Here is a 13,022-nt window from a genome sequence, read left to right as displayed (position 1 = left end):
ATAACATTGCCCATAACATCCTCACCATGAAACACTCCTCCCCACTTCATACACTCTTCCGCCTCGTCATCCTATTGATGTGTTGCAGCGCCTGCTCTTCGGATTCACTGCCCGAACCGGAGCCACCCACGCCCGAACCGCCGGTAGAATCCCCCGATGCCTATCAGGACAAGATACGTACCCAACCTTACCCCAAAGCAGACAATGAGCTGTTTCTAAACCCCGCTCCCCTCATTGTACCGCAAGCCATGAAGACCGGCGAAAGGCTGCAATTCGCCCTTTCCCGTTCGGAAAACTTCGACAGTAGCGAAACCCTTACCACTGCACCGCAAGAGTGGTGCATGTACAATCTGCACCGCCCGTTGGAATCCGGTACCTGGTACTGGCGCTTCCGTTCCACCGCTGCCGACGGCAGCACCCCCGGCGAATGGAGCCGGACCTACAGCTTCGAAGTGAAAAGCGAAACGCCTGAGTTCCTGACTCCCCCGTTCGCCACCTTCCTCGAAAACGCCCCTCGCACCCATCCTCGCCTTTACTGCTTCCTCAACGGACGCATCGACGAAGCGCGGAGCAAGGTCGCTTCACACCCCGAATACCGGCAGTTGCAGGCACGTGCCGCCACCGCCCTGTCTGCCGACTACAGCACAACGCCCGACTACAGCCGTGCCGAAGAATTCAAACAACACGCTATCTGCCTCTACCAGGCCTATCATCTGACCTTGCAGGAGAAGTATGCCTCCAAGCTGCACCAACTGCTGAAAGTCATGACCGCCGTTCCCCCCACGGACAGCCAGCTATTTATTGATAACTTCACTGCCACCAACATCGCCCTCTGCCACCTCAAAGCCTACGACCTGCTCCATCAAAGACTCTCGGAAGCAGAACGCACGGCTGCCGAACAACTGATGTTGCGTGTGATACGTCGTTTCTACAAAGAAAACTGCGGCTATCAGGAAAACCACATCTTCGACAACCACTTCTGGCAGCAGAACATGCGTGTTCTCTTCCAAGCCGCCTTCATGCTCTATGACAAACCTGCCTATACTGCCGAGATACTGCCCATACTAGAATATTATTATGAACTTTGGACCGCCCGCGCACCGACTTCCGGCTTCAACCGCGATGGCATCTGGCATAACGGCACCGGCTATTTCAGCGCCAACGTCAAGACACTGACCTATATACCCGCCCTCCTCTCCTACATTGCCCGCAAGGATTTCCTGCAACACCCGTGGTACCAAAATGCAGGGAAAGCCCTTGTATACAGTTTCCCGCCGAACTCCAAAAACAACGGCTTCGGAGACAAAAGCGAGAAAGGTAATGCTCCCAACCGACTCACTGCCGCCTTTGCCGACTACTTGGCACGCGAAACCGGCAACGGCTATGCCGGTTGGTATGCCGGAGAATGCCGGTCGCTGATACAACAGGATTACGAACTACGCCTCTACCGCATGTGTACCGACCGCAACTATGACACTGCTTTACCTGAGAATACTCCTAAACTGTTATGGTACAAAGACATCGGCGAAGTAACCATGCACAGCCATCCCGGTCAAACGGAGAATAACCTCGCCCTTTCGTTCCGCTCCAGCACCTTCGGTTCGGGTAGCCACACCACAGCCAGCCAAAATGCCTTCAATCTGTTGTTCCGGGGAGTAGATGTGTATCGCAGCAGCGGTTACTACCAGAACTTTGCCGATGCCCACAACTTGATGTCCTACCGCCACAGCCGGGCTCACAACACCATTCTGGTGAACGGCATCGGGCAGCCCTACTCCACCGAAGGCTACGGTTATGTGGCGCGTGTCCTGGGCGGTAGTCATATCGGCTATTGCTTGGGTGACGCTTCAATGGCTTACGGTGGCATCAGCAACGACCCCATGTGGATAAACTATTTTGCCCAAGCAGGTATTGCACAGACTCCGGAGAACGGTTTTGGAGAGACACCGCTCACCAAGTACCGCCGTCACGTACTGATGCTCTATCCGGACATCGTCGTACTCTACGACGAGTTGGAGGCTTCCGAACCGGTACGCTGGGACTGGCTGCTCCACAGCCCCACTACTCTTGAGGCCGATACGGACGGACAGATAATCTATTCCCGCAACGAAGCAAAGCAATTCATCGCTGCCACGCAACTCTTTTGCAAAGAGAAAATAACGTTGAACATTACCGACCGCTTTCTGATACCTCCTGCCATCTCCGGTGAAGCCTATCCTAATCAGTGGCACTGTACGGCACAAGTGTCCGACAGCCATGCCACCCGCCTGCTTGCCATTATGCAAGTGAGGGACGAGGCAGAAGGCATTTCTGTCATCCGCCAAGAAGGCAACACATTTCGGATAGACGACTGGGTGATTGAAGCCGAACTGGATGCTAGGGCACCTGTTTTGCTGAAAGTGAGCAGTCTAGCCCATCCTGCCACCTTCGACTATGGAACAGACGGCTCTGCCACTTCCCTCCTCTACGACGAGACAGATGGTAGTTACCACACCGTAGAAATGACCGACTGCCTACCTGCATTGACAAAATCAGTACAACAATAGAGAGGGAAAAGGGAAGCAAATGAGGGGCAAAATCCCCCTCTCATTGCTTGTTTTTACACAGAAACGAAACTGTTTCGCACATTTTTTAAGGAAACGAGAGAGCAATGCCAGCTAAAGAATACATATTTAAACGGTTGGAAAAGAACCGTTCTTTATCTTTGCAGCAGAATTTTCATACAATTTAATAATAAAAGTTTTTATGAACTATAACTTTAAATTTCTAATTATCACATTCTCTTTACTCATCAGCATCGGTACGTTGCAGGCACAAAGCCTGAAGGTGACCGGAAAGGTGATAGACCATGAAGGACTGGAAGTGATTGGTGGTACTGTAACCATCAAAGGAGTAAGCGGAACGGGAACTGTGACCGACATCAACGGACAGTATACTATCCAAGTGAACGATGCCTTGAAAGATGTACTGGTATTCTCGTACATCGGATTGCAAAGCATAGAAGTACCTGTGAAAAACCGCACGAAGATTGATGTGACTATGAAAGCTGACAACCTGTTGCTGGAGGAAGTAGTTGTGGTAGGTTATGCCACCGTGAAACGGAAAGACCTGACCGGCTCCGTCGCTTCCGTCAAGAGCGACGAACTGTTGAAAACCCCCACAGCCGATGCCACACAAGCATTGGCAGGCCGTCTGGCAGGTGTACAAATCATACAGACCGACGGGCAGCCGGGTGCCGAAGCATCCATCCGCGTGCGCGGTGGTATCTCTATCACACAAAGCAACGAGCCGCTCTACGTCATTGACGGATTCCCCACAGAAGACGGCATGTCAAGCCTTGATCCCGCTGACATCGAGAGCATCGACGTACTGAAAGACGCTTCTGCCACTGCCATCTATGGTGCGCGGGGTGCCAATGGTGTAGTCCTGATTACCACCAAAGGCGGCAAGAGTAACGATGGCGGCAAGGGAACCGTGACATTCGATGCCTACGTAGGCTTCCGCAAACTCGCCAATCCCCTGAAAGTACTTAATCCCGAAGAGTTTGTGCTGGCAGACTACGAACGCAGCATGTATCTTCTCAATGAGGAAGGAATGATCAGTTGGCAAAAAAGATACGGCAGCTTTCTGGAGATAGGCGAGAACTACCATAACCGTCCGGGACTGGACTGGCTGGACGAAACCATGGGACGCACCACCTGGACACAGAACTATCGTGCAGCCTTCAGTGGCGGAAACGACCGTACCAAGTACAGCCTTTCCTACAACTACAACAAAGACGAGGGCGCCATGGTACATAGCGGAAGCGACAAGCATAACATCTCGTTCAATCTGAACAGCAAACTGAACGACCGCCTGAGCGTGAACGGACGTATCACTTACGACCAGCGCAGCATTTACGGTGCAGGGGTTGCCGGCAACGGTACCAACGATGGCGGCAGCAACACCGATGCACGTTTCAACAAGATGGCGCAGATTCTGCAATACCGTCCCACCATCGGCATACAGGGCAGCGACCAGGATTTGCTGGAAGGCGAAGACCCGGTTTTGGTGGACGAGCAAGGCAATACGATGCAGAACCCGCTTATCAATGCTGCCGAAGAGAAGGACGACCGCGAAATCCGTACTTTCCAGGCAAACGGCGGACTGACCTTCAAACTGATGAAAGGGCTGACTTTCCGCAATTCCACCGGTATGCGCTACCGCGCCCAGCGTCGCGAACTGTTCTATGGCGACCAGTCCATCATGGGCAAGCGTAACGGCATTTACGGCTCCATCCGCAATACCGAGGAAGGCAGTTTCCAGACATCCAACGTATTGACCTACGAGAAGACTTTCAATAAGAAACACGATTTGACCGCCCAACTGGGTCAGGAGTATGTACACCGCTGGACCCGCTACGTGCATACCGAGGTAAGCGACCTGCCTACCGACGACTTCCAACTGGACGACATAGGCTTGGGCACTCCGTCTGCCTCCGACTCTTTCTTGAACGACGACGACAACCTGCTCTCTTTCTTCGGACGTGTCAACTACGACTATGCAGACAAGTATCTCTTCAGCACCACGCTTCGTGCCGACGGATCGTCCAAATTCAGCAAGAACAACAAGTGGGGTATCTTTCCTGCCGTATCGGCAGCCTGGCGTTTGGGCGAAGAAGAGTTTATTAAAAACCTGAACATCTTCTCCGACTTGAAATTCCGCATCGGCTATGGTCTGGCAGGCAACAACCGTATCGGCAGTTACAACAGTCTGGCTCTGTTCAACTCCATCCTTACCGCTATGGGCAGCAGTCTGGTACCGGGTTATGCCTCGGCTGTTATTCCCAACGATGATTTGAAGTGGGAAGCAAACAAGACTTTCAACCTCGGTTTTGACTTCGGATTCCTGAACCAACGCATCACCGTCTCTCCGGAATTCTACATCAACCGAAGCAGCAACCTGCTGTTGAACGCCAAGCTGCCCTTGTCTTCCGGTTACGAAACCATGGTGGTAAATGCCGGCGAAACCAAGAACATAGGTATCGACCTATCCATCAACACACAGAACATCGTGACCAAGAACTTCAGCTGGAACACCACGCTGACCTTGTCGCACAACAAGAATACCGTAGAGGCGCTGACCGGCGAACAGATACAGCTTTACGAAGCCAAGTTCGGTTATAACAGTAGCACGCACCGCATTGCCGTAGGCGAGTCACTCGGCCAGTTCTACGGATATGTTACCGAAGGGCTGTATCAAGTAAGCGATTTCGACTACGATGCCGCTACCAAGACCTACACATTGAAAGAAGGTATCGCCGCCCACCGCAAGGACGTGCAGCCGGGTGACTGGAAGTTCAAGAATCAGGACGGTAACGGCGTAATCGACGCAAATGACATGACCGTCATCGGCAATGCCTCTCCGAAGTTCTACGGAGGTCTGAACAACAATTTCACCTACAAGGGATTCGACTTGAGCGTATTCTTCACCTTCAGCTACGGCAACGAGGTGCTGAACGCCACCAAGCTGGTCACAACCAAAGTGGGACGCGAGAACTACAATGCACTGGAAATGATGAACAGCCACAACCGCTGGATAACCATCGACGCGCAGGGCAACAAGGTGACCGACCCCGAAACCCTGACCACCATGAATGCGGGAAAGACCATCGCCTCCTGGCACGACAACCAACAAGGCAACATGTATGTCCATTCATGGGCAGTGGAAGATGCCTCTTACCTGCGTTTGAGCAATGTGACACTGGGATACACATTTCCCAAACAGATGATTAAGAAAGTAGGACTTAGCAACATCCGCCTTTATGCAACCGGAAGCAATCTCTTTGTCTGGACTCCCTATACAGGATTTGATCCTGAAGTGTCCAACATGAGAAGTCCGTTGACCCCCGGTGTGGACTTCGGTGCTTATCCACGCAGCCGTTCCTTCATTTTCGGTATAAACATTGCATACTAACCTCTTAACCATTACAAGATATGAAAAAGTATAACTTACTATATACAGCACTCACGCTGCTGACCGTGTTCTTTGCTTCATGTGAAGACATGCTGACTGAAAAGCCTAATTCAAGCTATGACAAAGACGGATTCTTCAGTACGGAGGCAAAAGCGGACATGGCCATCATGGGTATTTATAATTCCATTTCAGACTACCGCCACTACGGGTATTACGAAATGGCCGCACACGCTTCAGACGACACTTACTATCTGGCACGTACGGGTTCGGACAACCAGATTTGTGACATGGTACACTATACCACAAGCTCTACCAACGAATGGGTAAAGTGGCTGTGGGCGCTGAAATATCAAGGCATCGACCGTGCTAACATGACCATCAGTGGTATTCAAGGTATGGACGGTTATGGAGAGAACAAGAACCTGTATGCCCTGGAAGGCGAAGCCCGCTTCCTGCGTGCCTTTCTTGCCTTTGATCTGGTGAAGTATTGGGGTGACGTACCTTTTAAGACCGACTACTCTTCCGGTTATGACGACGCTTTCGGTGGCAGAGTAAACCGTGAGCTTATCTATGACCAAATTATCGAAGACCTCAACTTTGCCAAGAGCAACTTGGAGTGGGCCACTGCCGCCTCGTCGCCCGAACGGGCTACGCAGGGTGCTGCCCGCGCCTTGCTGATGCGTGTATGGCTACAACGTGCCGGCTACAGCTTGCAGCAAAACGGGCAAATGACCCGCCCAGATGATGCCACTCGCAAGCGCTACTTTGAAGCCGTGCTCAACGAGTGGGAAGAGATTCAGAAGAACGGTTATCACGGTTTCTATGACGGCGGCTACGAGGCTCTATTCAAATCCTATTCCGAGGGAGTACTCAATAGCAAGGAAAGCATATTCGAGATAGCTTTCTTCCATCAGCAAGGCAGCCGTAACGGTGGCGCATGGGGAATCTATAACGGACCGCAGGTAGCCGAGCCAACCGGCATCTCTCCTACCGAAGCGAACAACTACATGGGACGTGCCAACGGCTTTTTCATTACCGTGCCCGAATGGAAAGCCTTCTTTGAGGAGAGCGATGCCCGCCGCGACGTAAGTATCTGCACCTACCGCTATACATGGGCGAACAATCAACATACGAAACAAGAACGGAGTGCCGGTTCGTGGTATCCGGGCAAATGGAGACGTGAATGGATGACTCCCGAAACACGTAACAAAAACATGAACTATGGTGACGTGAACCTTTGTGTACTGCGCTATGCCGACGTAGTGCTGATGGCTGCTGAAGCCTACAACGAAACAGGCAGTACTCCTGAAGCCTGGCGCTTGTTGAACAACGTGCGCCAGCGTGCCGGAGCCACCGCCTACACCGATGCCAACTACGAAGAACTGATGGCTGCCCGCAAGAAAACCCATGCCTTGCCTTTCATCAGCGACGGCGATGCACAAGGCAAGTTCCGCACCGCCCTCTACTGGGAACGCGGTTTCGAGCTTTCCTTTGAAGGACAACGCAAGTTCGACCTCATTCGTTGGGGAGTACTTGCCGATGCTTTGAAACTTTTTGGCGAGAAGAGTTCTGTCAACAAGAAAGATAACAAACCCTATCCCGCTTATCAGAATTTCGTGACAGGCAAGCACGAACTGCTGCCCATCCCCTTGGCCGAAATACAAAGTAACCCGAAACTGGAGGGAAAGAACAATAACGGATACTAAACAGACTTTAATCCTTTATAATGCAGAAGAAGCTGTCACTTCAAAATAGAAAACCAAGACAGCCTCTTCTGTATTATCAGCACAACAAGCAGACCGGCTCTGCGCTTTCCTCAGCAAACACAAGCAGGCAGCCGATTCAATCACTAACCTTTAAAACCGGCAATCGATTCGGTTTCCTTCCATCGTCAATACATTATCATTCAATGTACTACCACTAAAAAACTTTGCAAATGATATGCACCAACCTTGCAGTGAGGGCACAGACAATATCGGCATATAGTTCCCGGAAACCAAAGTTCCTCTTGTCTTTTTATAATCCCCCTATGCCGGCATCTTCTATCCCATATAAGTAAAGAAGAAAAGAATGAAGATAAAACACCTTTTTATTGCCATTCTCCCCGATAATTTCTACTTTTGTGACAGAACTTTTACACGCACCGTAAAATGACAAGAATCTTACTATGCCTTTTAGGGATTAATCTGCTGGTTTTCTCACTCCGTGCACAAAAACCGGCTCCCATTAATTTTGTGCATATCGGACTCAACGAGGGATTATCGCAAAGCACCGTAGTCGACATCACACAAGACGAACAAGGCAACATGTGGTTCGCTACCCACAACGGGCTGAACAAGTTCGACGGCTACGACTTTACCGTCTATCAGCACAACGAACAAGATTCTTGCAGCATAGGCAACGACGTCATCCGTACCTGCATCACAGACCGGCAAGGCCGCATCTGGGCAGGAACCAACGAAGGGTTGTCCCTCTATGATGCCGGCATGAATCGCTTCGAGAACTTCAGCTTCACGGAGGAAGGAGAAAAACTTACGGTAAACAGCATCGTGGAAATAGACGACAAACTGCTGCTTTGCATCCGGAAAAAGAGACTGTTGCTGTTTGACACGAAAACCCGGCAGTTCTCCGAAGAACTGCCCTCCCCCGCCCTCTCCTCCATTGTGCCCACCACCATTTACCGGCAAGACGAGCATATTTATATAGCCACCATGCAAGGGCTATTCATATATTCCACCCAAACAGGCAAACTGGAAAGCTTTGCACCGGAAGCACTGAAAGGCAAAGAGATATACTCCATCCTGCAACAGTCTCCCATAAGCCTATGGATAGGGACCGAAGGAAACGGGCTGTTCCGCATCAACCCCCAAACCCGGGAAATAAAGAGCTATACCCATCAGCCTGAAAGCAAGAACTCCATCAGTTCCAACTATATCCGCTCGCTTTGCCTCGACTCGCAAAACGAATTGTGGATAGGAACGCTGAGTTCACTGAACATCTATAACGAGGAAAACGACAATTTCTACGTTTATGCCAGCAACCCGCTGGAAAGCGGCAGCCTCTCACAAACCTCCGTGCGGGACATTTTCATGGATGCACAAGGCGGTATGTGGCTGGGTACCTATTTCGGAGGATTGAATTATTATCATCCCTTCAAAGACCGTTTCACCAATATCCAATTCACCGCCAAAGGAAATTCACTGAACTGCAACATCATAGGATGCATCCGGGAAGATGGACAAAGAAACCTCTGGATAGGCACAAACAGCGGTGGAGTGAATTTCTACAATCCTCGTACCCGCAGCTTCCGGCATTACACAAAAAAAGAAGGATTGGGATCCAACGATATAAAGGCAATCTATATAGACGAAAAGAACGACCTGGTGTATATAGGCACGCATACCGGCGGCCTCAGCATCCTGAACCGGAAAACGGGGCATATCGAAACCATCAACCAACCCAAAAGCCACAACATCTACACACTCGAGCCTACAGAAAACGGTGAATTCTGGGTGAGCGGAATAAGCCAATTGCTGCGTTTCAACCCTAAGAACAGGACATACACGCAAGTCAACACTCAAGCAGACGGAACTCCCTTCCAGCATAACCAAGTAACCGACATCCTGCGCGACAGCAAACGCCGCCTCTGGATGATAGGCGAGAAAGGACTGGCTGTATATACCGAAAAGGATGGACAGTTGCTGCATTGCCCCATCCTGCCGGAACAATCTCCCGTCACCCGCAAAATCATCAATTGCGTACGCGAATCCAAACAGAACGGTGTATTCTGGATAGGTACCCGTGACGGCTTCTACCGTTTCGACGAGAAAACCCAAGAACTGAAACAATACACCACGTCACAAGGGCTTCCCAACAACATGGTGCATGGCATCATGGAAGACTCATACGGCTATCTTTGGCTAAGCACGGACAAAGGGCTGAGTCGTTTCCAACCGCAGACAGAGAAGTTCAGAAACTATACGAGCAATGACGGCATACAGAGCAACCAGTTTGCCAACAACGCCTATTGCCACACCCGTGAGGGACTGATGTATTTTGGAGGTATCAACGGGATTACGGCCTTCCAACCGGAACAGTTGCCGGACAATCCCTATACACCGTCCGCCGTCATCAACCGCCTGAAACTGTTCAACAAAACGGTCAGTCCGGGAGACGGCAGCGGCATATTGAAAAAAAGTATCAACGAGACCAAAAGCATTACGCTGGCTGCCACACAGTCCATGTTCTCATTGGAGTTCGTGGTGTCTAACTACATATCCGGCAATCACAACACCTTTGCCTACATGCTGGAAGGGTATGACCGGGAATGGTATTATGCCAACAATTCCCGCATCGTCTCCTATTCAAACCTGCCGCAAGGCACTTACCGCTTTCTGGTAAAAGCCGCCAACAGTGACGGAAAATGGAATGAAGTTCCCACGGAGCTGGAAATCAAAGTTCTTCCCGTCTGGTACAAGACCTGGTGGGCCATCCTGTTGTTCATAGCCCTCTTCGTCGCGACCACGGCTTTCGTTTTCTACTACTTCTGGATGCGCAAGAGCATGCAGGCGCAGATACGTATGGAACTTGCCGACAAGAAACGGCAGCAGGAGCTGAACGAAATGAAACTCCAGTTCTTCATCAACATCTCACACGAGCTGCGTACCCCACTTACCATGATACTGGCTCCTCTGCAAGAGGTACTCGACAAAGTGAATGACCGATGGATACACAAGCAACTGGAACATGTACAGAAGAATACCAACCGCTTGCTGCATCTGGTCAACCAACTGATGGATTACCGCCGCGCCGAACTGGGGGTGTTCCACCTCAAAGTAAGATATACTTCCATACACCAGGTAGTCAAAAAGAACTTCCTGCTTTATGACAGAACGGCACTGCGCCGGAACATCACTTACAGCTTCCGCTCCGAATTGGAAGGCCGGGAAGTCTTGTGTGATCCCAACTATATAGAGCTGATTACCAATAATCTGATTTCCAACGCATTCAAATACACCAATGAAGGGCAATCCATCACCGTCACGCTAAAAGAAGAAAACGACAGACTGATGCTGCAAGTAAAGGATACCGGACAAGGCATTCCCCTGCACAAGCAAAGCAGAATCTTCGAACGATTCTACAAGGTGGATAGCGAACATATCGGCACCGGCATCGGACTTTCCCTGGTACACCGCCTGGTGGAATTGCATCACGGAGAAGTCAAGCTGGAAAGTGCGGAAGGAACCGGAAGCACTTTCACCATTTATCTGCCCTGCCGCAAGGAGGCTTATAAAACCGAAGAGTTCGCCACTGAAGCCGATACGGAAAACGAACAGCCCATTCGCTCCGCCAACAGCGTGGAAATGTTCATGACAGACGCAGAGACCGGAGAAACGGAAACGGCTGCGAAAGAGACCGCTGCGAAAGGCGCTGCGGAAGGCTTCGCAGAAGAGCCAGGCAAGCCCAACCGTGAAAGCATCCTTATCGTGGAGGACAATGCCGACATCCGCCAATACCTGAGCCGCGAACTCGGGAAATCTTACCGGACACTGGAAGCGGAAAACGGCGAAGAAGCCCTGAACATACTGAAGGAGCAAGAGATAGACCTTATCCTGACCGATGTGATGATGCCTGTTATGGACGGTCTGAAGTTGTGCAAGCACATCAAGCAGAATTTGTACACCTGCCACATCCCGGTGATAATGCTCTCCGCCAAAACAGACTTGAAGGAGCAAATAGAGGGCTTGCAGATGGGTGCGGACGATTACATACCCAAACCTTTCTCGATGGCGCTGGTTACGACCAAAATCAGAAACCTGTTCCGCACAAGGCATCGCGCCATCGAGCATTATTCCAACTCCCTGGAAATAGAACCGGAGAAAGTAGCCCTCAATCCGCTGGATGAGGAATTGCTGAAAAAGGCGGTAGAGGTGGTAGAGAAACATTTGGATGACGTGGGATTCTCTACCGACGAGTTTGCCCGAGAAATGTTTATGAGCCGGTCCAACCTGCATCTGAAAATGAAAGCCCTGACCGGTGAATCTACCAATGAATTCATCCGGAAGATACGTTTCAACAAGGCCTGCAAGCTGTTGAAAGAAGGACGATATACGGTATCGGAAGTAAGCACGATGGTAGGGTTCAACACCGCCTCTTACTTCGCGACCAGCTTCAAGAAGTATTTCGGCTGCCTGCCGTCGGAGTACGGAAAGAAAGGAGAGAATCAACAAGATTGAAAATACAGCGGAAAGGCTTGGCAAAACGCCTCCAATACAAAGATCACCCCTGTCACAGGTTTAAGACCGTGACAGGGGTGATTTCGTTTTAGAAAGGGGTATCGGCTACTCCGCAACAGGCATATTACACAAAAGTGCAACCATGCAGGACGTAATTGAAAGCTTTTTGCGCCATATCAAAACACGCCCACACAAACCGAGAAGCCCCTTACCTCCCGATTCTCTACATTTGCCCATGAACTAAAACACAGAAGTTATATTATGAAAAACCTGTTTACGACATTGTTCTTATTATGCACATTGTTCACTCAAGTATGTGCGAATAACCCTATGCGCACAATCCCCTATCCGCAACAGGAACATACCATTTATATAAATCCCGCTCCGTTGCTGGTTCCGAAAGCTTCAAAACAGTCAGATTTCTTACAGTTCAACCTGTCAATGGACAAAGAGTTCAAAGACAGCCGCAGCATCTTGTCAAAACCGGTGCCCTGGTGCGTATTCAATCCGCACCAGATACTTGACTCCGGCACTTGGTACTGGCGTTTCCGCTCGGTCAGCAAGTCGGGCGAGGAAATGCCCTGGAGCCCAACCTACAGTTTTACGGTGACAGAGGACACCCCTCAATTTGCCACTCCTCCATTCAGCACTTTCTTCAAGAATATCCCGGAAGAATATCCGCGCATTTACTGCTTTCTGAAAGACAGCCTGGAAGAGGCACGCAAGAACGTACGCTCACATCCCGAGTTCGAAGCCATGATAGATGAGGGCCGCAATGCACTCGGCATGAACTATACTAAACCTGTTGGCGGAATTAATTTAGTGCATACT

5 protein-coding genes are annotated in these 13,022 nt (G+C 50.5%); all 5 read left to right on the top strand.

The genetic code is table 11. The annotated features are described in order from the left end of the window. Positions 1-26: 26 nt before the first annotated feature. Positions 27-2,546, top strand: coding sequence for a DUF4962 domain-containing protein (locus HMPREF9446_RS05105; protein ID WP_039968642.1), 2,520 nt, complete (start codon positions 27-29; stop codon positions 2,544-2,546). 199 nt (positions 2,547-2,745) lie between these two features. Continuing rightward, complete coding sequence (locus HMPREF9446_RS05100; RefSeq protein WP_009124369.1) at positions 2,746-5,955, top strand: SusC/RagA family TonB-linked outer membrane protein; 3,210 nt, start codon at positions 2,746-2,748, stop codon at positions 5,953-5,955. Between the two features lie 20 nt (positions 5,956-5,975). Continuing rightward, on the top strand, positions 5,976-7,661 hold the full coding sequence (locus HMPREF9446_RS05095) for a RagB/SusD family nutrient uptake outer membrane protein (RefSeq protein WP_009124368.1): 1,686 nt from the start codon (positions 5,976-5,978) through the stop codon (positions 7,659-7,661). A gap of 444 nt (positions 7,662-8,105) precedes the next feature. Further along, entirely contained in the window at positions 8,106-12,191 is a 4,086-nt protein-coding gene (locus HMPREF9446_RS05090; protein WP_009124365.1) for a hybrid sensor histidine kinase/response regulator transcription factor, read from the top strand. A gap of 261 nt (positions 12,192-12,452) precedes the next feature. Next, the coding region (locus HMPREF9446_RS05085; RefSeq protein ID WP_148345728.1) for a DUF4962 domain-containing protein at positions 12,453-13,022 on the top strand (570 nt) is incomplete at its 3' end.

Source organism: Bacteroides fluxus YIT 12057 (genome assembly GCF_000195635.1).
Taxonomy (GTDB): domain Bacteria; phylum Bacteroidota; class Bacteroidia; order Bacteroidales; family Bacteroidaceae; genus Bacteroides; species Bacteroides fluxus.
The sequence above is the reverse complement of the archived record's forward strand: the minus strand, read 5'-3'. Positions and strand labels throughout refer to the sequence as shown.